Below are 24,869 nucleotides of genomic sequence, written 5' to 3'. Positions count from 1 at the left end.
TGGCTACGCTGGCCGCATGGACGAGGAACTGCGGTCCCTGATCGACAGGCTGGGCGAAGAGGCCGGGGAATCGGCTTCGTACGAGCGACTGATCGCGACAGCGGACCACGAAATACTCGCCAGGGTCCTCACCGAACCGCAACAGCCGCTCTGGGCGCGGGAGATCGCCGCCTTCCGGCTCGGCTGCGCCGGTGACCGGCGGGCCTTCGAGGCGCTCGTCCTGCTGCTCAACCACCGGGACCCGGAGCGGTGCGTCTCCGCCGCGTACGCGCTGGCCAGGCTCGGCGATCCGCGCACGGCTCGTGCCGCCGCGGCACTCGCGACGAACACGATGCGCACCGCGTACGCCCTGCAGTCGGTGCGGCTGCTGACCGAACTGCGTGCGCCCGAGTCCGTACCGGCGCTGATCACCACCCTGCGCGGGCTGCTCGCACCCAGGGAGCCGCACTGGCGGGTGGCGCTCGCCTGCGTCGAGGGGCTGGGGCGCTTGCGGGACGTACGGGCCACGGAGGTGCTCGACGCGGCGCTGGACCACCCGAGGCTGGGGGCGGCGGCAGCGGCGGCGCTGAGCAGGCTCGCGTAGCGCAACCTCAAAGAGGGCTTGGTGCGGGGCACCTCAAAGAGGGCGCGTGTAGCGCACGTCGTGGAGGGTGGCGCCGCCGAGCTCGAAGGGCTCCGGGGCGTTGTCGGTGCTGAAGCCCGCCTTCTCGTAGAAGCGGCGGGCGCGGGAGTTGTCCCGGAGCACCCACAGGCTCATGGAGGTGAATCCCGCACCGCGGGCGCCGGTCATGCTCTCGGCCATGAGGGCGCGGCCCGTGCCGGTGGACAGGCGGTCGGGGTGGACGTACAGGGTGTAGAGCTCGGCGTGCGCCGGATCGGTCCCCCGGACACCTTCCGCTTCCCGGTACGGGCCCCGGCAGGCCCAGCCGACGACCTCGCCCGCGTGCTCGGCGACGAGATGGGTAACGCCGGGACGGGCCGCGGTGAGGTGCGTGCGGCACTGCTCGGTCGCCTCCTCGATGCTCATGGCATCGAGGTAGGGCTGCGGTACGAGTCCGACGTACGAGGTCTGCCAGCCGAGGACCCGCACGGCGGCGACGGCCTGGCAGTCGGCGAGCGTCATTTCCCGGATGTGCGTGCTGTGTGCGCTGCGGTTCATGGGGGCACGTTAGGGCCTGTCCGGCGGAGAGGCCCTAGCCGCCCCCGTCACAGCAGGCTGAGCTGAGTGGAACCGTCGGGTGAGGCTTCGGGGCCCGGCTGGGGCGCCGGGATCCGGCGGGCTTCGCCGCTGCGGGCCGGGCCCATCCCGTACTCCGCCGCCAGTTCGTGGACCGTGCGGGTGATGCGGCGCTGGTACCAGGTGGGGGCGTAGGCCCCGGACGCGTACAACTTCTCGTAACTGCCGACCAGTTGGGGGTGGTGGGCGGCCAGCCAGGACATGAACCACTCCCTTGCCCCCGGCCGCAGATGCAGGGCGAGCGGGGTGACGGAGGTCGCCCCGGAAGCGGCGATCGCGCGGACGGTGGCGCGCAGCTCCTCGCGGGAGTCGCCGAGGAACGGGATCACCGGTGCCATCAGCACGCTGCAGGAGAGGCCGTGGTCGGTCAGGGTGCGCACGGCGTCGAGACGGCGCTCGGGAGAGGGTGTGCCGGGTTCGACCGTGCGCCACAGCTCCCGGTCGGTGAAGCCGACCGAGACGCAGACTCCGACCTCGGTCACCTCCGCCGCCTGCTGGAGGAGGGGCAGGTCGCGGAGGATCAGGGTGCCCTTGGTGAGGATCGAGAACGGGTTCGCGTAGTCGCGCAGCGCCTCGATGATGCCGGGCATCAGGCGGTAGCGGCCCTCCGCGCGCTGGTAGCAGTCGACGTTCGTGCCCATCGCGATGTGCGCGCCCTGCCAGCTCCGGTCGCCGAGCCGGCGGCGCAGCAGCTCGGGGGCGTTGGTCTTGACGACGATCTGCGAGTCGAAACCGAGGCCGGTGTCGAGGTCCAGATAGCTGTGGGTCTTGCGCGCGAAGCAGTAGACGCAGGCGTGCGAGCAGCCCCGGTACGGGTTCACCGTCCATTCGAACGGCATCCGGGACGCCCCGGGCACCCGGTTCACGATCGACCGCGCCCGGACCTCGTGGAAGGTGATCCCGCTAAATTCCGGGGTGTCGAAGGTGCGGGTGGTGACCGCGTCCGCGTCGAAGAGGGCGGCGGCGCGGGCGGCGGCCGCCGGGTCCTGGGTGTCGGCTCCGGCGGGGCCGTCGGTCGCGTTCTCGGCCAGATGGTTCCAGCGCATGGACGCCTCCTAGGTAGTGCCGTACCAAGAATAGAACACATGTTCGCTTACGTGTCGCAACCCCGATTTTGGCGGCTGCTCCCGAGGTGGTTGGGTGAGCGCAGCCACCCGGAAAACCGACTGCTGGAGGAAGAGGCATGGCGCAGGTAGAGGCCACGACGGAGCGGATCATCGCGGCGGATGCGGAGACGGTGTTCGACACGCTGGCCGACTACAGCGGCGCGCGCGCGAAGCTCCTGCCCGAGCACTTCAGCGAGTACGAAGTGCGCGAGGGCGGTGACGGCGAGGGCACCCTCGTCCACTGGAAACTCCAGGCCACCAGCAAGCGGGTGCGCGACTGCCTGCTGGAGGTCACCGAGCCGACCGACGGGCAGCTCGTCGAGAAGGACCGCAACTCGTCCATGGTGACCACCTGGACGGTCACCCCGGCCGGAGAGGGTTCCGCGAAGGTTGTCGTCACGTCCGTATGGACCGGCGCCACCGGCATCGGCGGATTCTTCGAAAGGACCTTCGCCCCCAAGGGGCTCGGCCGGATCTACGACGCGGTGCTCGCCAAGCTCGCCGCCGAGGTGGAGAAGGGGTAACTGGCCGCACGGCGAAGGCCGTTACGGGAAGATCGCGGACTCACCGGTTCGAGTGGTCTTCCGTGCCCGTCGGTTGTGCGCCGTAGGGGCTCCCACCGGCCCGAAGTCCGCCCGCGTACGCCCCGCGCGTCAATCGTCGCGCTTGCTCCGCCTTGTCGCCGAATGCGACAAATGGGCGGCGCAGGCGTGACGACAGGCGTGACGAGGGGAGCGATTACGTGGGTGGCATCACTCTGGTGAAGGACGGGCGGGGCGCGGCGCGTCCGGCCCAGGTCCCCGGGGGAACAGAGGGGTTCGAGCAGACACCACAGGCCCCGCTCGCAGCGGACCGCGGGCCAGGGGGGCTTCCCCCGGGCGGGCACGGTACGCCCCGCCGGATCCGCCTCGTGTTCTGCGCTCTGATGCTCGCGCTGCTGCTCGCGGCGCTGGAGCAGATGATCGTCGCCACCGCCCTGCCGAAGATCGTCGGCGATCTCCAGGGTCTGGACCGGATGTCCTGGGCGATCACCGCCTACCTGCTGACCTCGACCATCGGGCTGCCGATCTACGGGAAGCTCGGCGACCTCTTCGGCCGAAAGGGCGTCTTCCTCTTCGCCATCGTCGTCTTCGTCATCGGCTCGGCACTGGCAGGCTGGTCCCGGACGATGGACCAGCTGATCGCCTTCCGGGCCATCCAGGGCGCCGGCGCGGGCGGGCTGATGATCGGCGTGCAGGCGATCATCGCGGACATCGTGCCGCCCCGGCAGCGCGGCCGTTTCATGGGACTGATCGGGGCGGCCTTCGGGCTCGCGTCCGTGGCGGGGCCGCTGCTCGGCGGGTTCTTCACCGACCACGCCTCCTGGCGCTGGTGCTTCTACATCAACGTGCCGTTCGGCCTGGTCACCCTCGCCGTCGTCGCCGTCGTACTGAAGCTGCCGAAGCCCACCGTGCGTCCCCGGCTGGACATCATGGGGGCGGTCCTGCTCGCCGCCGCGTCCACCTGCCTGGTACTGCTGACCAGTTGGGGCGGTACGGAGTACGAGTGGGGCTCACGGGTGATCCTGGGGCTTGCTGCCGGAGCCGCCGGAACGTCCCTGCTGTTCGTCGTCGCCGAGTACCACGCGGCCGAACCGATCATTCCGCTGCGGCTGTTCCGCGACTCGATCTTCAACATCACCGGGCTCGTCGGCGCCGTCGTCGGCATCGCGCTCTTCGGCGCCGCCAGCTACCTCCCGACCTTCCTCCAGATGGTCGACGGGGCCACCGCCACCGAGTCCGGGCTGCTGATGCTGCCGATGATGGGCGGCGTCGTCATCGCGTCGATCGTCTCCGGGCAGCTGATCAGCAGGACCGGCCACTACCGGATCTACCCGATCGCCGGCAGTGCGCTGTCCGCCGTCGGGATGTGGCTGCTGTCGCGGCTGGAGACGGACACCTCGCAGCTGCACTACAGCGTCTGGATGGCCGTGCTCGGCATCGGGGTCGGGCTGATCATGCCGGTGCTCGTGCTCGCCGTGCAGAACTCCGTACCGCCCGGCGACCTCGGCACCGCCACCAGCGCCAACACCTACTTCCGGCAGATGGGCGGCTCCATCGGCGCCGCGATCTTCGGAACGCTGTTCGCGGGCCGCCTCGTCGACGCGCTCGCCGGCTCCCTGCCCGCCGGCGTCGGCCTGCCCGACCCGTCGTCCATCACCCCGCAACTGGTGCACGCGATGCCGCCGTTGCTGCGCGACGCCTACATCGAGGCGTACGCGGCGGCCATGCCGCGCATCTTCCTCTACCTCGTGCCGGTGCTCGTGCTCGGCCTGCTCATCGCCTGCTTCCTCAAGGAGAAACCACTGGTGTCCGCGCACAACGCCCCCGCTGCCGCCGCTCCCGCCGCAGCAGCCGAGCCCGTGAGCCGCCCCCTCCCCGCCCCGCAACTCCCCTTTCCCGCCCAGCAGTTGGGAGGCGTACCGGTCTGCGGCACCGTCCAGCACCACGACGGCTCCACCGTGCCGCGCGCCGCGCTCACCCTCATCGACGTGGGCGGCCGGCAGGTCGGGCGGGGCGCCAGCGGTTCCGACGGGCGGTACGCGCTGAGCGTGCGCGGCCCCGGATCGTACGTACTGATCGCGGCGGCGGGCGGGCACCAGCCGCAGGCCGTCACGGTCACCGTGGGGGAGCGGCCGGTCGAACTGGACGTGGTCCTCGGCGGCGCGGGCCGGCTCGCCGGGTCCGTCGTCACCGCGGACGGCACGCCGGTCCGCGACGCGGCCGTCACGCTCACCGACGTACGCGGCGAAGTCGTCGCCTCGACGCGCAGCGGCCGCGAAGGGGGCTATGTCATCTCGGAGCTGGTCGCGGGGGAGTACACCCTCGCCGCGAGCGCGCCCGCCTTCCGGCCCGCCGCACTGCCGGTCAGCGTGCAGGCGGCGCGGGAGACCCGGCAGGACATCGAGCTGGCGGGCGGCGCCGTCCTGCGCGGCACCGTGCGGGCCGGCGGCGGCCGGCCCGTCGAGGACGCCCGGGTGACGCTGCTCGACGCGGCGGGCAACGTGGTGGACACCCTCACCACCGGCTCGGACGGCACGTTCCGCTTCGTCGACCTCTCGACGGGCGAGTACACGGTGATCGCTGCCGGGTACCCGCCGGTGGCCACCGTCCTCCAGGTGGCGGGCGGCGGCCGCACCGAACGCGACCTCCAGCTCGGCCACGAGGACTGAAGTCCCTGCGCCGTAGCTGAAGTCCCTTGTCGGGTACGGGAGTAGCCGCACGCGAACGGAGGAGGCCGGTCCCGTCGGGGCCGGTCTCCTCCCCGTTGTCAACCCCAGCGTGCACGGCGCGTGCGCGGCGTGCACGGCCGTCGGCGCAGCTCGAACAGCCGACAAAGGTGTATGTCGATACCTTGTAGTGCGCCCGGCAGGGAGGGACGGTGGAGTGATCTTCACCAGTGGCCCACCGCACCCCCGGGAGCTGATCATGAGCGTGACGAGCCGATACAGGGACGCCTGGGAAGGGTTCTGGCAGGAGGCGCCGGAGAGGGTGGGCGCGGTCCTCTGGGACGCCGAGCCCGCCCTCACCGCCGGCATCCATCTGGCCCTCTTCGAGCCGCACATGACCGCGACCGACCTCCCCGTCGTCGACCTGGGCTGCGGCAACGGCACCCAGACGCTCTTCCTCGCCGACCGCTTCCCGCGGGTCGCGGGCCTGGACCTCGCCCCCGCCGCCATCGCACGGGCCCGCCGCTGCGACCCGGACGGGCAGGTGCGGTTCACCGTCGCAGACGCCACCGAGCCCGGTGACGTACGGCGGCTGCACCGGGAGCTGGGTGACGCCCAGGTGTATCTGCGCAGCGTGCTGCACCAGTGCGAGAGCGCCGACCGGGGGCCGCTGGCGGCCGCCGTGGCCACGCTGGTGGGCGAGCGGGGGCGGGCGTTCGTGGTCGAGCCCGCCGAGACCGCCGGGCGCATCCTGTGCGAGCTGGCGCACCACCCCGAGGGGCCGCCGCCCAAGCTCCGCCCGGTTTTCGCGCACGGCATCGTCCCGGGCGCGATGCCGGACGCGGAGGTGCCGGGGCTGTTCCGGTCGGCGGGTCTCGACGTGCTGGCGAGCGGGGACATACCGCTCACGACGACCGAGTACCTCCCGGACGGCACCCGGATGGAACTGCCGTCGAAGTGGCTGGTGGTGGGGCGTACCGGCTGAGCGCGCGAACGTCCGCCCGGCGGGCTGCCGGGCCGCCTGGCTCCGTACGTACACTCACCGGGCACGACGCCGCGAGAGAACCCGCCGCCCCCGCAGTGGAAGGAACCAGGGTGAAGATCCTCATCAGCGCCGACATGGAGGGCGCCACCGGCGTCACCTGGCCCGCCGACGTGCTGCCCGGCACCCCGCAGTGGGAGCGCTGCCGGTCCATGTTCACCTCCGACGTGAACGCGGCCGTCCTCGGCTTCTTCGACGGCGGCGCGGACGAGGTCCTCATCAACGAGGCCCACTGGTCCATGCGCAACCTGCTGCTCGAACGGCTTGACGAACGCGCCCAGATGCTCACCGGCCGCCACAAGTCGCTCAGCATGGTCGAGGGCATCCAGCACGGCGACGTCGACGGCATCGCGTTCGTCGGCTACCACACCGGTGCCGGCACGGAAGGCGTCCTCGCGCACACCTATCTCGCCAACTCGATCACCGGGGTCTGGCTCAACGGGAAGCGCGCCAGCGAGGGTCTGCTCAACGCGCACGTCGTCGCGGAGTACGGAGTGCCCGTCGTGCTCGTCACCGGCGACGACCTGACCTGCGAGGATGCGGACGGGTACGCGCCGTACGCCCGCAAGGTCGCCGTCAAGGACCACGTCTCCAGGTACGCCGCCGTGTGCCGGACCCCCACCCGTACCGCCGCCGACATCCGGGCCGCCGCCAAGGAGGCCACCGCGCTGGCCGTGCGTCACGAGCCGGTGCGGGGCGGGTCGTTCACCGTGGAGCTGGAGTTCGACGCGACCCACCTCTCGGACGTCGCCACGGTGGTGCCGGGAGTGGACCGAACCGGTGAACGGCGTGTCTCCTACACCAGCCCGACGATGTATGAGGGCATTCGTACCTTCAAGGCGGTCACCACGATCGTCTCGTCCGCTGTGGAGGAACAGTATGGGTGACTCTGTGAGCCCCGTGACCCCGGAGAATCCGGTGAGCGCGCCGATCGACGAGGCCGCACCGATCGACCGGGCCGCGCTGGACGAGGTGGTGGCCTTCACCTCCGACCTCATCCGCATCGACACCACCAACCGGGGCAGCGGCGACTGCCGCGAGCGCCCCGCCGCCGAGTACGTCGCCGAACGCCTCGCCGCGGCCGGCCTCGACGTGCGGATGCTGGAGCGCACCGAGGGACGCACCAACGTCGTCGCCCGCATCCCCGGAACCGACCCTTCCGCCGATGCGCTCCTCGTCCACGGCCATCTCGACGTCGTCCCCGCCGAGCCCGCCGACTGGTCCGTGCACCCGTTCTCCGGCGAGGTCAGGGACGGGGTGGTGTGGGGGCGCGGCGCCGTCGACATGAAGAACATGGACGCGATGGTGCTCTCCGTCGTACGGGCCTGGGCGCGCGCGGGAGTGCGCCCGCGCCGGGACATCGTGATCGCGTACACCGCAGACGAGGAGGCCAGCGCGATCGACGGCGCCGACTTCCTGGTCGACGAGCACGCCGCTCTCTTCGAGGGCTGCACGGAGGGCATCAGCGAGTCGGGTGCGTACACCTTCCACGCCGGACCCGGCATGCAGATCTATCCCATTGCGGCGGGTGAGCGCGGTACGGGCTGGCTCAAGCTGACCGGGTACGGCACCGCGGGCCACGGCTCCAAGGTCAACGGGCAGAACGCGGTCAGCCGCGTCGCCGCCGCCGTCGCCCGGATCGGGGAGCACGAGTGGCCGGTCCGCCTCACCCCGACCGTACGGGCCTGTCTGCGCGAACTGGCGGCCCTGCAGGACCTGGACACCCCCGACCCGGACGACCCGGGCTTCAACGTGGACGCCCTGCTGAACAAGCTGGGCCCGGCCGCCGAGCTCGCCCAGGCAACCGTACGAAACAGTGCGAACCCGACCATGCTGGACGCCGGGTACAAGGTCAACGTGATCCCGGGCAGTGCCACCGCCTACGTTGACGGAAGGTTTCTTCCCGGCGGTGAGGACGAGTTCCGCCAGACGCTGGACATGCTCACCGGGGAGCACGTCGACTGGGAGTTCCACCACCGCTCGGTCGCGATCGAGGCGCCGGTCGACTCCCCGACCTACCGTCAACTCCGGGATGCGGTACGCCGGTTCGCCCCCGAAGGGCATGTGGTGCCGTACTGCATGTCGGGCGGCACGGACGCCAAGCAGTTCTCCCGGCTCGGCATCACCGGCTATGGCTTCTCGCCGCTGAAGCTCCCCGAGGGCTTCGACTACGGGGCACTTTTCCACGGGGTCGACGAACGAGTCCCGGTCGAAGCACTGCACTTCGGGGTGCGCGTCCTGGACCATTACCTTCGGAACGCCTGACCTCAAGAGGCGTCTGAACCCATTGGGGGAGTTGACAGCATGGTGCCCACCGGGCCTTACGGAAGCTGGCCGTCGCCGATCGATGCGGCGCTCGCGGCGTCGCACGACGGCGCCCCGCAGTTCGTCGGCATGGTCGGTGACGAAGTGTGGTGGACCGTGCCGCGCCCCGAGGAGGGCGGCCGGCGGGCCCTGGTGCGGCTGCGGCCGGACGGCGCCGAGGAGTCGGTGCTGCCCGCGCCGTGGAACGTCCGCAGCAGGGTCGTCGAGTACGGCGGACAGCCGTGGGCCGGGACCGCACGGGAGACGGGCGGGCCGCTCGTCGTCTTCGTGAACTTCGCCGATCAGAGGCTGTACGCGTACGAGCCGGACGCGTACGAGCCGGACGGGCTCGGCGCCGGCCGGGGCCCCCGTCCGCTGACCCCCGTGTCGGCCGTCGGGGGCGGGCTGCGCTGGGTCGACCCGGTGATTCACGACGGCGAAGTGTGGTGCGTGCTGGAGGAGTTCACCGGTGAAGCACCCACCGACGTGCGCCGGGTGATCGCCGCCGTACCGCTGGACGGGTCCGCCGCCGAAGACCGCCGCCGTGTGCGGGAGTTGAGCGACGGCGGGCACCGCTTCGTCACCGGGCCCCGGATCTCGCACGACGGGACGCAGGTCGCCTGGATCGGCTGGGACCACCCCCGGATGCCGTGGGACGGCACCGAGCTGCTGGTGGCCGAAATCGCCGAGTCAGGACGGGAGTTCACCGGTGTGCGGATCCTGGCGGGCGGCGAGGAGGAGTCGGTCTGCCAGGTCGAGTGGGACCGGGACGGCACACTGCTGTACGTCTCCGACCGGGGCGGCTGGTGGGAGCTCTACCGGCTGCGGCGCGACGGCGGGCGCATCAGCGGAGCGCTCTGCCTGGGCAGGGAGGAGGAGTTCGGCGGGCCGCTGTGGCAGATCGGGCTGCGCTGGTTCCACCCGCTCGACAGCGGGCTGATCGCCGTCGTCCACGGCAGGGGCGCCACCGCGCTCGGCATACTCGACCCCGAGACGGGCGAACTCGTCGACGCGGCAGGCCCCTGGACCACGTGGTCGGCCACCCTCGCCGTGCACGGGGCCCGCGTCGTCGGCGTCGCCGCCAGCCCGCGCAGTGCGTACGAAGTCGTCGAACTCATCCCCGCGTCCGGCCGGGCCCGCGTCATCGGCTCCCCGCACGACGACCCGGTCGACCCGTCGTACTACCCCGAACCGCAGATCCGCACCTTCACCGGGCCCGAAGGCCGCGACATCCACGCACACATCTACCCGCCCCACCACCCCGGCCGGATCGCCCCCGCCGAGGAACTCCCGCCGTACGTGGTGTGGGCGCACGGCGGCCCCACCGGCCACGCACCCCTCGTACTCGACCTGGAGATCGCCTACTTCACCTCGCGCGGCATCGGTGTCGCCGAGGTCAACTACGGCGGCTCGACGGGCTACGGGCGCGAGTACCGCAACCGGCTGCGCGGCCAGTGGGGCGTCGTCGACGTCGAGGACTGCGCCGCCGTCGCCCTCGCCCTCGCCGACGAGGGCACCGCGGACCCGGGCAGGCTCGCCATCCGCGGCGGCAGCGCGGGCGGCTTCACCACCGCCGTCTCGCTCGCCGGTACGGACGTCTACGCCTGCGGCACCATCAAGTACCCGGTCCTGGACCTGGTTTCGTGGGCCGACGACGAGACCCACGACCTGGAGTCCCAGTACCTGGAATCGCTGATCGGCCCGCTCGCCACCTGTCCCGAGATCTACGCGGCCCGCTCGCCCGCCGAGCACGCCGACCGCATCACCGCCCCCTTCCTGCTGCTGCAGGGGCTCGACGACCCGATCTGCCCGCCGGTCCAGGCCGAACGCTTCCTCGGGCTGATGGCGGGGCGCGGCATACCGCACGCGTACATCGCCTTCGAGGGGGAGGGGCACGGATTCCGCAGGGCGGACACCATGACCAGGGCCCTGGAGGCCGAACTCTCCCTGTACTCACAGGCGTTCGGAACCGACAGGACCGACGTGCCGCGACTGGAGCTCAACAAGTGACCACCCGCCCCGCCACCTCCGCCCCTGCCGGCCGCGCAGCCCTCGCCGAACTGTCCCGCCCCGCCCGGCTGCGCCCCGGCGCGCGCGTCGCGATCGTCGCACCGAGCGGCCCCGTGCCCGAGGACCAGCTGGCACAGGGGCTCGACATCCTGCGCGGGTGGGACCTGGACCCGGTGGTGATGCCCCATGTCCTGGACAGACACGGGGAGTTCGGGTATCTGGCGGGCGGCGACGCCGCGCGGGCCCGCGACCTGACCGAGGCGTGGTGCGACCCGTCCGTGGCCGCCGTGATGTGCGCACGCGGCGGGTACGGGGCGCAGCGCATGGTCGACCTCGTCGACTGGGCGGCGATGCGGACGGCCACCGCCGCGTACGGGCGGCCCAAGCCCTTCGTCGGCTACAGCGACATCACCGTACTGCACGAGGCGTTCGCCGTCCGGATGGGCGTCGCCACCCTGCACGGGCCGATGGCCGGCTCCCCCGTCTTCCTCAAGGACGGGCCCACCCAGGACTCCCTGCGCGCCACCCTCTTCACCCCGGAGACCGTCCGCACCCTCGGGCTTCCCACCGCCCGCACCCTGGTGCCCGGCCGGGCACACGGGGTCACCCTCGGCGGCTGCGTCTCGCTGCTCGCCGCCGACCTCGGCACCCCGTACGGCCGCCCGTCGGCACGCGGCGGCATCCTCGTCATCGAGGACATCGGCGAGGAGGCGTACCGCCTGGACCGCATCCTCACCCAACTCCTGCGCTCCGGCCTGCTGGACGGCGTCGCGGGGATCGCCCTCGGGTCGTGGGTGGACTGCGGGCCGTACGAGGAGCGGATCAGGCCGGTGCTGCTCGACCGGCTGGGCCCTCTCGGGGTGCCGGTGGTCGAGGAGCTGGGCTTTGGGCACTCGGCGACCGCGCTGACGGTGCCGCTGGGGGTCCCGGCGGTGCTGGACGCGGACGCGGGAACCTTGACGCTGGACGCGCCCGCGCTGGTGTGACGTACCGTCAAATGCTGTGGGGGCGGCCGGTGTTCTACTGCCAGGTGGTGCGGTAGTCGCCCGTCGCCCCGTCGATCAGCTCGCGCACGATGTCCATGTGGCCGGTGTGCCGGACGGTGTCCTCGATCATGTGCACCAGCACCCAGCGCAGGGACACCGTCGTACCGTCCCAGGACGTGCCGAGGTGGTCGAGGTCCAGGTCGGCGACGACCCGGTCGGAGGCCGTCCGGGCCCGCCCGTACAGCTCCACGATCTGTGCGGTCGTCTCGTCGGGGGAGAGGGCCATGTCGTCCTCGTCCGCGAACCACAGCTTCTCGGTCGCGTACCCGAAGGTCTCGCAGAACCAGCCGTACTCGATGGCCGCAAGGTGCTTCACCAGGCCCAGCAGGTTCGTGCCGGTCGGGGTCAGGGGACGGCGCAACTGCTCGTCGTCCAGGCCTTCGAGCTTCCACAGGGCGATGTCGCGGTGCTGGTCGAGCGAGGCGAGCAGGGTCGACTTCTCGTCGCCGGTGAAGGGCACTCGTTCGATCCGCTTCGGGGTGGTGTGGGTCATGCACAGGACCGTAAACCACACCGTCAAGCCCCTGGAAGTCACCCGTACGGCCCGCCCGAGTGCCCCTCGGCGCCGGGGATCCGGTCATCCTGGTCACCGGGGGCGGGAGCCCCCTTCCCAGCGACGCAGGAGGCACAGTGATTCACAAGCGTGCGGCGACGGCGGCGACGGCGGCGGCCGGTGCGGTACTGGCCGTGACGGTGGCATCGACGGGCGTGGCCGCGGCGGCGCCGGTTGCCGCGCCGCAGGTCATGGCGGTGCAGGCCATGGCGGGGCCCGCCGCCGACGAACCCGACCCGCTGCCCCAGTTCGCCGGCAGGAACCTCTTCCACGTCTACAGCACGGTGAGCGCCGAGACCGCCCTGGACATCCAGGACCTCAGCGGGGACCACCGCAAGGTGCTGTGGCCGCCCAACTGGAAGGTCTGCACCCAGTCCCCGAAGGCGGGCGTCAAGCTGCGTGGCGGCACGCTCAGGCTGGGCGTGGTCAAGACGGGCGAGAAGTGCCCGTAGCCCGGTCGGACGTAGCCTGGCCGGATGCCTGAACAACCTGCCGCCCACATCTCCCGCCACCTCGCAGAGGGCCCGCGGGTGGGCATCCGGCCGTTCCGCCACAGCGATGCGGAGGAGTTCACCGCACGGGTCCGCGAGAGCCGGGAGCTGCACCGGCCGTGGCTCGCACCGCCGGACACCCCGCAGGCGTTCCGCAGCTACGCGAGCACCCTGATCGGGGACCCGAACCGGGTGGGCTTCCTGGTCTGCACCCGCGCCGACGACCGCATCGCGGGCTTCATCAACATCAACAACATCGTCGAGGGTGCGTTCCAGAACGGCGCCCTCGGCTACGGGGCGTTCGCCCACGCCGTCGGCCGCGGTCTGATGGCCGAGGGCCTGGACCTCGTCCTGCGCCACGCCTTCGGTCGGCTCGGCCTGCACCGCCTGGAGGCCAACATCCAGCCGGGCAACGAAGCCTCCCTCGCCCTCGTCCGCACGGCGCACTTCCGTTACGAGGGCTACTCCCCGGACTTCCTCTTCATCGCCGGAGCCTGGCGCGACCACGAACGCTGGGCACTCACAGCACCGGAGCTGCGGCCCCAAAACCGTTTGCGGGAAGGGCAGTCGGGCGAAGAGCCTGTCCCCCATGACTGACCACCTCACCCGCACCGGGCCCGGCATCACCCGCCTCAACCCCGAGGTCCTGCACAAGACCCCCGGCTACCACCACATCACCGTCGTCGAAGCGGGCCGCACCGCCCACCTCGCCGGACAGTGCCCGCTGGATGCGGCGGGAGACCTGGTCGGCCCCGGCGACGTACTCGCCCAGACCGATCAGGTCGTGGCGAACACCCTGGCCGCGCTCGCCGCTGTCGACGCGGGCCCCGAGCAGGTCGTACGGACCGTGATCTACGTCGTCACGGACGGGACCGACGCCCTCGGAGCCGTCTGGCAGCGGCTCACCGGCTCGCCGCTCGGACCCGCCTTCAGTACCGCGAGCACCCTCCTGGGCGTCACCCGGCTCGGTTTTGCCGGGCAGCTCATGGAGCTCGACGTCACCGCCGCGCTTCCGGCCGGGCCCGACGTCACCGCCGCGCTTTCCGGTTGATCTTCATCGTGTCCATGTCGGTCGCGGTGGACTTGAGTTCACCGTGGCCGTGGCCCAGTTCCTTCAGTACGGACTCGGCGCGGTCCTCGGCGATCGCGGACGCCATCTCAGGACCGTCCACCGCGTCGGACTCCACGAGGTAGCGCATCGAGAAGTGCTTCAGCGGGACGTCGTAGGTGAGCGAGCCCTCCGCGGCGAACTGCATCGACGTCAGGCCGTGCGCGTCCTTCTCGGCGAGCAGCCGGCTCCTGCTGTCCTCGGACAGCCCGTCCCAGGCTCCCCGGACAATGACCCGGTACGTGTGCTGCGTGCTCATCCTCTGTCGGTCCTTCGCGTCGTACGGCTGCGGAAAGGGCCAGCGTACGGCGCACGTGGCGAGCGCGCCTTTGCTTAATACTGACCGGCGGAACCCCTGGTCAGGGCGGTACGGATCGTGTTCGGATGGACACGGAAGGGGCGCGCGTGCCCAGCTGCGCCTTCACGAGCCAGTGAACGAGTGAGGTTGTTTTGGCCACGACGGTGCGACGTGCCGTACTGACCCTCCCCGCCGCCCCGTTGGGTCAGGAGAACCCCCTCCCCGGCCTGCGCACCCTCGACCGGGTGCAGGTGCCTGCGGACCGGGCGAAGCAGGGGATGCCGCGCGACATGGCACGTCAGATGGGGTACGAGCCGCTGCGCACGTTCCTTCCCGTACGGACGTTGGACGGGTACGGGCGGGAGCGCACGGAGACGGACTTCGACGCGGTCGTGATCGAGAACGACCGGCTGCGAGTGACCGTCCTGCCCGGTCTCGGTGGCCGGATCCAGTCCCTCCACCACAAGCCCACGGGACGCGAACTGGTCTACCGGAACCCGGTCCTCCAGCCTGCCGACTTCGCCCTCAACGGGGCCTGGTTCTCCGGCGGTATCGAGTGGAACATCGGCGCGAGTGGCCACACCACCCTCACCTGCGCCCCGCTGCACGCGGCCGTCGTGCCCGCTCCGGACGGCGGCGAGATGGTCCGGCTGTGGGAGTGGGAGCGACTGCGCGACCTGCCGTTCCAGATCGACCTGTGGCTGCCCGCCGACTCCGACTTCCTGTACGTGGGCGTACGCATCCGCAACCCGCACGAGCGGCCCGTGCCCACCTACTGGTGGTCCAACACCGCCGTCGAGGAGAACGAGCGCACCCGCGTCCTCGCCCCCGCCGACGAGGCCTGGTACTTCGGGTACGAGAAGTCGCTCGGCCGGGTCCCCGTCCCGCACTCCGACGGCGCGGACCGTACGTACCCCACCCGCAGTGACTTCCCCGCCGACTACTTCTACGAGGTGCCCGAGGAGTCGCGGAAGTGGATCGCCGCGCTGGACGGGGCGGGCGAGGGCCTCGTGCAGACCTCCACCGACCGGCTGCGCGGCCGCAAGCTGTTCCTGTGGGGCAGCGGGCACGGCGGACGGCGCTGGCAGGAGTGGCTGACCGAGCCGGGCACCCCCGGCTACGCCGAGATCCAGGCCGGACTCGCCCGCACCCAGCTGGAGCACATACCCCTCGAACCGGAGACCTCGTTCAGCTGGCTGGAGGCGTACGGGCCGCTGTCCGCCGACGCGGAGAGTGTGCACGGCGACGACTGGGCGGCAGCGCGTACGACGGCGGAAGACGCCCTTGAGGCGGCGCTGCCCCGCGCCGCCGTCGACGCCGCGTATACCGCTTGGCTCGCCCACGCCGACCACGAGCCGGGCGAGATCCTGGCGGAGGGGTCGGGCTGGGGCGCGCTGGAGGTACTGCGCGGCGGATTCAAGCTGCCGGGCACCCCCTTCCCCGAGACGACGCTGACCGAACAGCAGGAGCCCTGGCTGGAGTTGCTCAAGGGCGGCTCGCTCCCGGCCCCCCGAAGGGTCGTCCCTCCCGGGCCCTCGCTCGTCGCCCCGCACTGGCGCGACATGCTGGAGACCGCCCCCGCCGAACCCCTCACCGAGTACCACCTCGGCATCGCCCAGTGGCATGCGGGCGACCTCGCCCAGGCGGTACGAAGCTGGGAGCGCGGCCTCCAACTGGCTCCGTCCCGCTGGCCGTTGCTCCGCTGCCTGGCCCTCGCGGACTGCGAGGCGGGACACCGGGAACGGGCCGCCGACCTGTATGCCGAAGCCTTCGCCGACCTCTGCGAGGAGCGCCGCGACGGCGAGGACTGGACGGCGGCCACCGCCGCACTCGGCCGGGAGGCGATCGAGGCACTGCTCGCCACGGGCCGTCAGGACCAGGCCCGTACCGTCTGGGAAGGACTGCGGCCCGCCACCCGGGCCACCGGCCGGTTCCGCCTCCTGGAGGTCCAGCTGCTCGTGGCGGAGGGGGACCGGGAGGCGGCCCGAGCCGTCTTCGACGAGGGCTTCGAGGTCGCCGATCTGCGCGAGGGCGCGACCGACGTCGGCGAAGTCTGGGCGACCGTCACCGACGAACCGGTGCCGGGGGTCTACGACTTCAGACGGCGGGAGGACGGCTCCTAGTCGGAGGAAGCGCCGCCCCGGTCCACGTACTCGAAGACGGAGCCGTCCGGGTGGAGGGCGATCAGGTTGCGGCCCACCGGGGTCGCCACCGGGCCCGCGATGACCTGCGCACCGGCGGCGGTCAGCGTGACGTGGGCCTCCTCGACGTCCTTCACCGCGACCGTCGCCGCGACCTTCCGCAGCAGGTCGATCTCCTCGCGCGGGCCGCTCATCACCAGGAAGCAGCCGACGGCGGCGACCGAGACCCCGCCGCGCTCGAAGCGCTGCGCACGGATGCCCGTGATGCGCTCGTAGAAGGCGGCCGTGGTGTCCAGTGCTGCGGTGTCGTCCACGTAGATGCGCAGTGTGGTTCCCAAGATCTCCATAAGGGCGAGGGTAGTTGGGCGGGGGAGCAGCCGTCAGGCGCGGCAGAGGATCTCGCCGTGCGGGACCATGAACCACGCGTCCTCGCGGGTGCCCCACTCGCGCCAGGCCCCGGCGATCTCCTTGAGCTGTACGGCAGTTGCGTGCCCGCCGGTCACTGCCAGGTCCGCGTACGACGACGCGATCGTACGGTCCGCCCACAGGCCGCTCCACCAGGCGAGCTCGTCGGGGGTGGCGTAGCACCAGGTCGCGGCGGACGAGGCGAGGTCCGTGAAGCCGGCCCGCCTGGCCCAGGAGTGCAGCCGGCGACCGGCGTCCGGCTCGCCGCCGCCCGCGCGGGCCACTTGGTGGTACAGCTCCAGCCAGTCGTCCAGCAGCGGCGGTTCGGGGTACCAGGCCATCGCCGCGTAATCGCTGTCGCGGGCCGCGACGATGCCGCCGGGGCGGCACACGCGGCGCATCTCGCGCAGGGCGGCGTCCGGGTCGCCCACGTGCTGGAGCACCTGGTGGGCGTGGACGACGTCGAAAGAGCCGTCGGGGAACCCGAGGGCGTGCACGTCCGCTCTCGCGAACTCGATGTTCTCCAGGCCGCGATCGGCGGCGGTCCGACGGGCCTGGTCGAGGACGCCCGCCGCGAAGTCGACGCCGGTGACGTGGCCCTCGGGGCCGACGAGGGTCGCCAGGTCGGCGGTGATGGTGCCGGGCCCGCAGCCGATGTCCAGCACGCGCTGCCCCGGGCGGAGGTGGGGAACGAGGTACGCGGCGGAGTTCGCGGCGGTGCGCCAGGTGTGTGAGCGCAGGACGGACTCGTGGTGGCCGTGGGTGTAGACGGCGGTCTCTTTCGGCACGGGGGACTCCCTTGTGCGGAGCGGTGTGGGTGATTCACGGTACGCGTGTGTGTTGGATTGTGAGATGAGCGTCTCGGGATGTGGACGAGACGGTGCCGGGCGCACGGGGTCGTGAGGGGGCGCGCTCCGCGTGGGGGCCGCCCCCTTGCCCACCCGTCCCGCCCCCCCCGGGGGGCGGCCCCGCTGCCCAAGAGGGCTAGCGGGCTAAGGGGCAAGCAGTTAGGGGCGCGGGGAACTGCGCGATCAGCCACGACGCACCCGCACGAAGCCCACCGGCCCGCGCCCAAGCGGCCCGCGCCCAAGCGGCCCGAGGCCCCCTCAAGCGACCCGATACGGCTCCGCTTCCTCATGGCGAAGAGTCAGCCCATGGCCCGGCGCCGAGCCGCTCGTGCGGATCGTTCCGCCCGTCGGGTCCAGCGCCCCGTCGAAGAGCATCGCCTCGACCCGTACATGGTCGTGGAACCACTCCACGTGCCGGAGATTGGGCACGGCAGCAGCCACGTGCGCCTGCGCGTGCGGCGCCCCGCGCGTCGAGACCTCCAGCCCGTGCGCCTGCGCCAGCGCCGCCGCGCGGAGGAATCCGGTGACGCCCCCGCCCCGCGTCACGTCCAGGAGGAGGCAGTCGACCGCCCCGGCCGTCACCATGCGCGCACAGTCGGCGAGCCCGTGCCCGCCCGCCGCCACGTCGCACACCACCGCGTCCCGCACCACCCGCAGGCCGGCCAGGTCCTCCGGCGGCACCGGGTCCTCGAACCAGCCCACCCCGTGCTCGGCCAGCGGTCCGCCGATCCGTACCGCCTGCTTGCGGTTGTACGCACCGCTCGCGTCGACGTACAACTCCGCCTGCAGGCCGATGACTTCACGGGCCAGCCGGACCCGTTCCAGGTCGCGGACCACCGCCCGGCCCCAGGACTCGCCGATCCGGATCTTGACGCGTTCGATGCCCTGACCGTGCACCCAGCCCGCCAGCTGGGACGCGAGGTGCGTGTCGTGGTACGTGGTGAAGCCGCCGCTGCCGTAGACGGGCAGCTCGCGCCTGGCCGCGCCGAGGAGGCGCGACAGGGGGAGGCCCAGAAGGCGGGCCTTGAGGTCCCACAGGGCGATGTCGACGGCGGAGACGGCCGCCGACGTCAGCCCGGGAACCGCGTAGTTGCGTAGCGCACGGCACATCGTCCGGTGCGCCGCCGGAACGTCGAACACGTCCAGGCCCAGCACCAGCGGCGCCAGCTCCTGGACGATGAGGGCGCCGGCCGCCGCGGGGGCGTACGTCCATCCGGTGCCGTACGTGGTGTCCGTCGTCCGCGCCTCGGCCACCACCACAGGTGTGGTCTCCCAGGAGAGAGTGCCGTCCGCCTCGGGGGCGTCCGTCGGCACCAGGAAACACGACACTTCCAGCTGTTCCAGGGGGAGTTGGGCCGAGTTCCGCACGGGACGGCCCTACGCGTTCCGCCGTCGCAGGGCGACGGACCTGAGCCGGGCGAGCAAGTGGGCCAGCCGGGTGCGCAGTGTCGGGCGCCAGGCGGGGGACGGGTGGTGGGCGGCCTGGGTCAGCCTCATCTCAGGGCTCCTGAAGCCGGGGCGGTAGTCGTACGTCTGTGCTTGTCGGGTATCCCCGGAGCGCGCCCGGAAACACACTGATCACGGAGTTTGGGCGGGCAAGGGAAGGGCACGCGGACGAGTCCGTGCACCCGGCTACGAAACCCGGAGAAGAAATATGCCCGCTGAAGGCCTGTCCACCGACGAACTGACCGAACTCGCCCAGCAGTTGAGGGTCGACTCCGTCCGTGCCACGGATGCCGCCGGCTCCGGGCACGCGACCTCGTCCATGTCCGCCGCCGAACTCGGCGCCGTACTCCTGGCGAACCATCTGCGCTACGACTTCGCCCGCCCCGACCACCCCGGCAACGACCACCTGATCCTCTCCAAGGGGCACGCGTCGCCGCTCCTCTACGCCCTCTACCGGGCCGCCGGCGCCGTCAGCGACGAGGAACTGCTGACCTTCCGCAGCCAGGGCAGCCGTCTCGAAGGGCACCCGACGCCCCGGCTGCCGTGGGTGGACGTCGCGACCGGCTCGCTCGGGCAGGGGCTGCCGGTGGGCGTCGGCATGGCGCTCTGCGGGAAGCGGCTCGACCGGATCCCGTACCGAGTGTGGGTGATCAGCGGCGACAGCGAGATGGCCGAGGGATCGGTGTGGGAGGCCGTCGAGCACGCCGGTGCGGAGAAGCTCGACAATCTGACGCTGATCGTGGACGTCAACCGGCTGGGCCAGCGCGGCCCGACCCGGCACGGCCACGACCTCGGCGCGTACACCCGCCGCCTCCAGGCGTTCGGCTGGCACACCGTCGAGATCGACGGGCACGACGTGGACGCCGTGGACCGGGCGTACGCCGAGGCCCGCTCTACCCTCGACCGGCCGACCGCGATTCTCGCAAGTACCGTCAAGGGAAAGGGAGTTGAAGGCGTCGCCGACAAGGAGGGCATGCACGGCAAGCCGCTCCCGGACGCGACCGCGGCGATCGCGGAACTGGGCGGCGTACGGGCCCGGCACGTGGACGTGCACAAGCCGATCGCGGCCCGCACCCTGCACGCGGAGCCCAGCGGGCACCTGACGCTGCCCCGCTTCGAGAAGGGCGGAGACCCGGTCGCCACCCGCGACGCCTACGGCAAGGCACTCGCCGCGCTCGGCTCGGCGCGCGGCGACGTGGTCGCGCTGGACGGCGAGGTCGGCGACTCGACCCGTACCGAATACTTCTCCGAGCAGCACGCCGACCGGTACTTCGAGTGCTACATCGCCGAGCAGCTGCTCGTCGCGGCGGGTGTCGGCATGCAGGCGCGCGGTTACGTCCCGTACGTGGCGACGTTCGCGGCGTTCCTCACCCGCGCCCACGACTTCCTGCGGATGGCGGCGATCAGCCGGGCGAACCTGAATGTGGTCGGCTCGCACGCGGGCGTCGCCATCGGCCAGGACGGGCCCTCCCAGATGGGTCTGGAGGACCTGGCGATGATGCGCGCCATCCACGGGAGCACCGTCCTGTGCCCGTGCGACGCCAACCAGACGGCGAAGCTCGTCGCGGCGATGGCCGACCTCAAGGGCATCCGGTACCTGCGCACCGGCCGGGGCAAGTCGGACGTCATCTACGGGCCCGACGAGGAGTTCCCCGTCGGCGGCAGCAAGGTGCTGCGGCGGAGCGACAACGACAGGCTGACGCTGGTAGCCGCGGGCACGACCGTGCCGGAGGCGCTGGCGGCGGCGGCAATGCTGGCCGCCGAGGGCATCGACGTACGGGTGATCGACCTGTACTCCGTGAAGCCGGTGGACGCGCAGACCCTGTGGGCGGCCGGTGAGGAGACCGGCGCCCTGGTGACGGTGGAGGACCACCGCGCCGAGGGCGGTATCGGCGACGCCGTCGCCGAGGCGTTCGCGGACGGGCGGCCGGTACCGAGGCTGGTACGGCTCGACGTCTCGCACATGCCCGGTTCCGCCTCCCCCGACGAGCAGCTGTACGGGGCCGGCATCGACGCGGAGTCGGTGGCGGCGACGGCACGTCTGCTGGTGGAGAAAGCAGTGGTGCGGTGAGCGCAAGCGGTGACGGGAATTGGGCCAGGGGCCCGTGCCCCCGCCCCGCCGCCCCTGTGCCCTAGCCCCGCCGTCCCCGGCCCTGCGCCCTCGCAGCGGGCTCGCCGCCTCCGGTCCCGGGGCCCCGGGACCGGAGGCGGCGGTCCTCGCTGTCAGCCGGCCCGTACCGCGCTCAGGGGCTGGGCGATGGATTCCAGGCTCTTGCGTTCACTCTTGACGCCCAGGAAGGATTCCACGATTCCCGCCGCCACCATAAGTCCCGCCCCGATGCAGAACGCCAGCGTCGTGTCGCCCGGCTTGCCGCTGCTCACCAGGCCGTTGAAGAGGATCGGGCCGGTGATGCCGCCCAGGGCCGTGCCCACCGCGTAGAAGAAGGAGATGCACATCGCGCGCGTCTCCAGCGGGAAGACCTCGCTGACCGTCAGGTACGCGGAACTCGCCCCGGCCGAGGCGAAGAAGAGGACCACGCACCAGCACGCCGTCATCGTGGTCGCGGTCAGCAGCCCGTTCTGGAAGAGCATCGCGGTGCCGAAGAGCAGGACACCGGAGAGGATGTAGGTGCCGGCGATCATCGGGACGCGGCCGACCGAGTCGAAGAAGTGGCCGAGGACGAGCGGGCCGAGCAGGTTGCCGACGGCGATGACCGCGAAGTAGTAGGCGGCCGAGCCGGTGCCCACGCCGAAGAACTTGTCGAGGATGACCGCGTAACCGAAGGTGATCGAGTTGTAGAGGAAGGCCTGCCCGACAAAGAGGGACAGTCCCAGGATCGCCCGCTTGCGGTACTGCGAGAAGACCGTACGGATGATCTCCAGGAAGCCGATCGAGCCCCGCTGCCTGACGGTGATCTCCTCCTCGGGCTCCGGGAGTGGCGATCCGGTCTCGTCGTGGACCTTCTGTTCCACCGCCGAGACGATGCGGTCGGCCTCCTCCTCCCTGCCGTGCACCATCAGCCACCGCGGGCTCTCCGGTACGTGGCGCCGGACGAGCAGGATGACGAGGCCGAGGACGACGCCGATGCCGAAGGCCAGCCGCCAGCCGAGGTCCTTGGCGAAGAGGTCCGTGTCGAGGAGGACGACGGAGGCCAGGGCGCCCAGGGCCGCGCCCGCCCAGAACGTACCGTTGATGATGAGGTCGATCCGTCCGCGCATCCTGCTCGGAATCAGTTCGTCGATGGCCGAGTTGATTGCCGCGTATTCACCGCCGATGCCAAATCCCGTGAAGAAGCGGCAGAGGAAGAAGAACCAGGCAGTTTCCGCCAGGGACGTCGCCGCCGTCGCCGCGAGATAGACGGCGAGCGTGATGATGAAGAGTTTCTTGCGGCCGAAGAGGTCGGTGAGCCGGCCGAAGAAGAGCGCCCCCACGCACGCGCCCGCCACGTAGAGGGCGGCGGCGGTGGTGGTGACCTGTGCCGTGGTGATGGCGATGCCACTGCCCTCTTCGGCGAGCCGTACGACGATATTGCCGACGATGGTCACTTCCAGGCCATCGAGGATCCACACCGTGCCGAGGCCGATGATGATCCTCCAGTGCCAGGGGGACCACGGCAGACGGTCCAGCCGCGCAGGGATGCGCGTGCGGACCTCCGGGAACTCTCCGCTGTCTGTTGTTTTCATGGCGCGACGAGTACCCCGGGGCGAATCGAACAACGCTCCGTCGTTGAGGGTTTGCTCCAGTTGTGTGCGGTTACCCGCTCCTCCGAGGCAGCCATGGCAAATACATCAGAGAACACACCGAAGAAGACGCAAGCCAAGGCCGACGACGAACAGCGCGAGAAGCAGAGCGACCCGCAGAACAAGCAGAGCGGGACGCCGAGCGAGAAGCAGAGCGAACGGCGCGAGCAGAAGAAGCCGGGTCCGATGCAAGTACTGCGCGCAGCCCGCGAGCAGATCTCGGAACTCACCGGCATGCCCGCCGAATCCGTGTCCTCCTTCGAGCAGGCGGAGGACGGGTGGGTGTTGAAGGTGGAGGTGCTCGAACTGGAGCGCGTCCCCGACACCATGAGCCTGCTCGCCTCGTACGAGGTCCAGCTGGACCCGGACGGCGAGCTCACCGGATACCGCCGCGTCGGCCGTTACGAGCGCGGCAGGGCCGACAAGAAGTAGCCGCGAAGCGGCGCGCCGGTCCTCGCGCAATCACACAGAGAGAGGAGATCCGGTCGACATGACCGTTGTTCCGGCACAGCAAGGTGGAGGCGGCGGAGGTACCAGCGGCCTCTACGACGTCCTGGAGCTCGTCCTCGACCGTGGACTCGTCATCGACGCATTCGTCCGCGTGTCCTTGGTCGGCATCGAAATCCTGAAGATCGACATCCGTGTCGTGGTCGCGAGCGTGGACACCTATCTGCGCTTCGCCGAGGCGTGCAACCGCCTCGACCTGGAGACCGGCGCCAAGAAGCCCTCGGGGCTGACCGACATCACCGGCGACATGATGGAGAAGGGCGCGTCCGGCAAGTCCAAGGGCGCCCTGTCCGGCGCCGCCGAGACCATATCCGGCGCGTTCCAGCAGGCCCGTGACGAGAGCAGCCAGTCCAAGCCGCGTGCCCGGCGCGCTCCGGCACGCCGGAAGGAGGAGCAGGAATGAGCACATACGTCTACGGCATCACCCGGGCGGCCCACCCCGCCCTCCCCGAGAAGATGGGCGGGGTGGGCGACCCGCCGCAGCCCGTCTACAGCATCAAGACCGGCGAACTGACCGCCCTGGTCAGTGAATCGCCGGAGAACCTGCGGCCCAAGCGCCGCGATCTGCTCGCCCACCAGAGCGTGCTGTCCGAGGCGGGTGCGGCGGGCGCCGTACTGCCGATGCGCTTCGGCAGCGTCTCGCCCGACGACGAGGCGGTACGCACCGTCCTCGCCGAGCGCGAGAAGCACTACCTGGAGCGGCTCGACGCCCTGGAGGGCAAGGTCGAGTACAACGTCAAGGCCACCCACGACGAGGAGGCCCTGCTCCACCAGGTGCTCGCCACCGACTCCGAGCTGCGCACCCTCAATGAGGCCAACAGGGCTGCCGGGGGCGGAAGTTACGAGCAGAAGCTCCACCTCGGCGAGCGTGTCGTGGCCGCCGTGCAGCAGCGCGAGAAGGCCGACGCGCTGCTGGTCCGCCAGGCGCTCGAAGGTGCCGCCGCCGACGTCAGCCCCGGGCCCGAGTCCACCGGCTGGCTCGCCAACGTGTCCTTCCTGGTGGAGCGCGACGGCTCCGCCGAGTTCATCGAGGCCGTCGACACCCTCCAGCGGGAGGCCCCGTACCTGGTGCTCCAGGTCAACGGCCCGCTGCCGCCGTACAGCTTCGTGGAATAGCCCCGTGGGGCTCCTGGGAGAACTGCTCATGCTTCCGCTGGCCCCTGTGCGCGGCACCGGCTGGGTGCTGCGGCAGGTGGTCGCGGAGGCGGAGAAGCAGTACTACGACCCGGCGGCCATCCAGAGCGAGCTCCGCGCCCTTGAGGAGCGCCTTGAGGCGGGGGAGATCGACGAGGCCGAATTCGACCGCCGCGAGGACGAACTCCTCGACCGGCTGGAGCAGAAGCAGAAGGGGCAACCCCCTTCGCGATGAAAGCAGGGC

The 24,869-nt window shown here is 71.3% G+C and carries 25 protein-coding genes; 17 read left to right on the top strand and 8 right to left on the bottom strand.

Annotation, left to right across the window (positions count from 1 at the left end; genetic code table 11):
• Positions 1-16 precede the first annotated feature (16 nt).
• Positions 17-583: an adenylosuccinate lyase gene (locus tag AB0D18_RS09075; RefSeq protein ID WP_362414512.1), complete on the top strand. Its 567-nt coding sequence runs from the start codon at positions 17-19 to the stop codon at positions 581-583.
• Between the two features lie 33 nt (positions 584-616).
• Here AB0D18_RS09075 and AB0D18_RS09070 read toward each other — a convergent pair whose 3' ends face one another.
• Positions 617-1,159 (bottom strand): GNAT family N-acetyltransferase, encoded by a 543-nt coding sequence (locus AB0D18_RS09070; RefSeq protein ID WP_362414510.1) that lies wholly within the window; start codon positions 1,157-1,159, stop codon positions 617-619.
• 47 nt (positions 1,160-1,206) lie between these two features.
• Positions 1,207-2,283 (bottom strand): Rv2578c family radical SAM protein, encoded by a 1,077-nt coding sequence (locus AB0D18_RS09065; protein ID WP_362414508.1) that lies wholly within the window; start codon positions 2,281-2,283, stop codon positions 1,207-1,209.
• Between the two features lie 137 nt (positions 2,284-2,420).
• On the opposite strand from AB0D18_RS09065, the gene AB0D18_RS09060 reads away from it, so the two are divergent.
• The 7 genes from AB0D18_RS09060 (at position 2,421) to AB0D18_RS09030 (ending at position 11,893) form a co-directional block, all read left to right on the top strand.
• Entirely contained in the window at positions 2,421-2,867 is a 447-nt protein-coding gene (locus AB0D18_RS09060) for an SRPBCC family protein (protein WP_362414506.1), read from the top strand.
• Between the two features lie 218 nt (positions 2,868-3,085).
• A complete protein-coding gene (locus AB0D18_RS09055; RefSeq protein ID WP_362414504.1) occupies positions 3,086-5,554 on the top strand; it encodes an MFS transporter in 2,469 nt (822 codons plus the stop codon).
• A gap of 256 nt (positions 5,555-5,810) precedes the next feature.
• Positions 5,811-6,536, top strand: coding sequence for a methyltransferase domain-containing protein (locus AB0D18_RS09050; RefSeq protein ID WP_362414502.1), 726 nt, complete (start codon positions 5,811-5,813; stop codon positions 6,534-6,536).
• Between the two features lie 110 nt (positions 6,537-6,646).
• On the top strand, positions 6,647-7,480 hold the full coding sequence (locus AB0D18_RS09045) for a M55 family metallopeptidase (RefSeq protein ID WP_362414500.1): 834 nt from the start codon (positions 6,647-6,649) through the stop codon (positions 7,478-7,480).
• Entirely contained in the window at positions 7,473-8,858 is a 1,386-nt protein-coding gene (locus tag AB0D18_RS09040; RefSeq protein WP_362414499.1) for a M20/M25/M40 family metallo-hydrolase, read from the top strand. Before AB0D18_RS09045 ends, AB0D18_RS09040 begins: the two co-directional genes overlap by 8 nt.
• 39 nt (positions 8,859-8,897) lie before the next feature.
• A complete protein-coding gene (locus AB0D18_RS09035; protein ID WP_362414497.1) occupies positions 8,898-10,907 on the top strand; it encodes a prolyl oligopeptidase family serine peptidase in 2,010 nt (669 codons plus the stop codon).
• Positions 10,904-11,893 (top strand): LD-carboxypeptidase, encoded by a 990-nt coding sequence (locus AB0D18_RS09030; RefSeq protein WP_362414495.1) that lies wholly within the window; start codon positions 10,904-10,906, stop codon positions 11,891-11,893. Before AB0D18_RS09035 ends, AB0D18_RS09030 begins: the two co-directional genes overlap by 4 nt.
• 34 nt (positions 11,894-11,927) lie before the next feature.
• Here AB0D18_RS09030 and AB0D18_RS09025 read toward each other — a convergent pair whose 3' ends face one another.
• Positions 11,928-12,446: a DinB family protein gene (locus AB0D18_RS09025; RefSeq protein ID WP_362414493.1), complete on the bottom strand. Its 519-nt coding sequence runs from the start codon at positions 12,444-12,446 to the stop codon at positions 11,928-11,930.
• 137 nt (positions 12,447-12,583) lie between these two features.
• Here AB0D18_RS09025 and AB0D18_RS09020 point away from each other — a divergent pair, with 137 nt between their 5' ends.
• The 3 genes from AB0D18_RS09020 to AB0D18_RS09010 are packed head-to-tail and all read left to right on the top strand — an operon-like array spanning position 12,584 to position 14,048.
• The gene (locus AB0D18_RS09020) at positions 12,584-12,958 is read left to right on the top strand and encodes a hypothetical protein (protein ID WP_362414491.1); all 375 of its coding nucleotides are present in this window, start codon (positions 12,584-12,586) and stop codon (positions 12,956-12,958) included.
• A 24-nt stretch (positions 12,959-12,982) separates the two neighbouring features.
• Positions 12,983-13,594: a GNAT family protein gene (locus AB0D18_RS09015; protein WP_362414489.1), complete on the top strand. Its 612-nt coding sequence runs from the start codon at positions 12,983-12,985 to the stop codon at positions 13,592-13,594.
• Positions 13,587-14,048 (top strand): RidA family protein, encoded by a 462-nt coding sequence (locus tag AB0D18_RS09010; protein WP_362414487.1) that lies wholly within the window; start codon positions 13,587-13,589, stop codon positions 14,046-14,048. The genes AB0D18_RS09015 and AB0D18_RS09010 overlap by 8 nt, the downstream gene beginning before the upstream one ends.
• Here AB0D18_RS09010 and AB0D18_RS09005 read toward each other — a convergent pair.
• Positions 14,026-14,364: a DUF6204 family protein gene (locus AB0D18_RS09005; RefSeq protein WP_362414485.1), complete on the bottom strand. Its 339-nt coding sequence runs from the start codon at positions 14,362-14,364 to the stop codon at positions 14,026-14,028. The two genes, AB0D18_RS09010 and AB0D18_RS09005, sit on opposite strands and share 23 nt — an antisense overlap.
• A gap of 191 nt (positions 14,365-14,555) precedes the next feature.
• Between AB0D18_RS09005 and AB0D18_RS09000 the strand changes: the two genes are divergently transcribed.
• A complete protein-coding gene (locus tag AB0D18_RS09000) occupies positions 14,556-16,526 on the top strand; it encodes a DUF5107 domain-containing protein (RefSeq protein WP_362414483.1) in 1,971 nt (656 codons plus the stop codon).
• On the opposite strand, the gene AB0D18_RS08995 is transcribed toward AB0D18_RS09000, so the two are convergent.
• From AB0D18_RS08995 to AB0D18_RS08985, 3 genes are all read right to left on the bottom strand, one after another.
• Positions 16,523-16,891: a VOC family protein gene (locus AB0D18_RS08995; RefSeq protein ID WP_362414481.1), complete on the bottom strand. Its 369-nt coding sequence runs from the start codon at positions 16,889-16,891 to the stop codon at positions 16,523-16,525. The two genes, AB0D18_RS09000 and AB0D18_RS08995, sit on opposite strands and share 4 nt — an antisense overlap.
• A gap of 33 nt (positions 16,892-16,924) precedes the next feature.
• The gene (locus AB0D18_RS08990; protein WP_362414479.1) at positions 16,925-17,737 is read right to left on the bottom strand and encodes a methyltransferase domain-containing protein; all 813 of its coding nucleotides are present in this window, start codon (positions 17,735-17,737) and stop codon (positions 16,925-16,927) included.
• Between the two features lie 318 nt (positions 17,738-18,055).
• Positions 18,056-19,165, bottom strand: coding sequence for an enolase C-terminal domain-like protein (locus AB0D18_RS08985; protein ID WP_362414477.1), 1,110 nt, complete (start codon positions 19,163-19,165; stop codon positions 18,056-18,058).
• Positions 19,166-19,466: 301 nt separating this feature from the next.
• Between AB0D18_RS08985 and AB0D18_RS08980 the strand changes: the two genes are divergently transcribed.
• Complete coding sequence (locus tag AB0D18_RS08980) at positions 19,467-21,314, top strand: transketolase (protein WP_362414727.1); 1,848 nt, start codon at positions 19,467-19,469, stop codon at positions 21,312-21,314.
• Between the two features lie 152 nt (positions 21,315-21,466).
• Here the strand turns inward: AB0D18_RS08980 and AB0D18_RS08975 are convergent, their stop codons facing one another.
• On the bottom strand, positions 21,467-22,927 hold the full coding sequence (locus AB0D18_RS08975) for an MFS transporter (protein WP_362414475.1): 1,461 nt from the start codon (positions 22,925-22,927) through the stop codon (positions 21,467-21,469).
• A gap of 93 nt (positions 22,928-23,020) precedes the next feature.
• Between AB0D18_RS08975 and AB0D18_RS08970 the strand changes: the two genes are divergently transcribed.
• From AB0D18_RS08970 to AB0D18_RS08955, 4 genes are read left to right on the top strand one after another with little or no spacing between them, the layout of a single operon-like run.
• Positions 23,021-23,416, top strand: coding sequence for a gas vesicle protein (locus AB0D18_RS08970; RefSeq protein WP_362414473.1), 396 nt, complete (start codon positions 23,021-23,023; stop codon positions 23,414-23,416).
• Between the two features lie 58 nt (positions 23,417-23,474).
• Positions 23,475-23,894 (top strand): gas vesicle structural protein GvpA, encoded by a 420-nt coding sequence (locus AB0D18_RS08965; RefSeq protein ID WP_362414471.1) that lies wholly within the window; start codon positions 23,475-23,477, stop codon positions 23,892-23,894.
• Complete coding sequence (locus AB0D18_RS08960; RefSeq protein ID WP_362414469.1) at positions 23,891-24,607, top strand: GvpL/GvpF family gas vesicle protein; 717 nt, start codon at positions 23,891-23,893, stop codon at positions 24,605-24,607. The genes AB0D18_RS08965 and AB0D18_RS08960 overlap by 4 nt, the downstream gene beginning before the upstream one ends.
• A gap of 4 nt (positions 24,608-24,611) precedes the next feature.
• Positions 24,612-24,860: a gas vesicle protein GvpG gene (locus tag AB0D18_RS08955; protein WP_362414467.1), complete on the top strand. Its 249-nt coding sequence runs from the start codon at positions 24,612-24,614 to the stop codon at positions 24,858-24,860.
• The last annotated feature ends 9 nt before the right edge of the window (positions 24,861-24,869 follow it).

The sequence above is a fragment of the Streptomyces sp. NPDC048442 genome (genome assembly GCF_040651475.1).
In the GTDB taxonomy this organism is placed as follows: Bacteria; Actinomycetota; Actinomycetes; order Streptomycetales; family Streptomycetaceae; genus Streptomyces.
The sequence above is the reverse complement of the archived record's forward strand: the minus strand, read 5'-3'. Positions and strand labels throughout refer to the sequence as shown.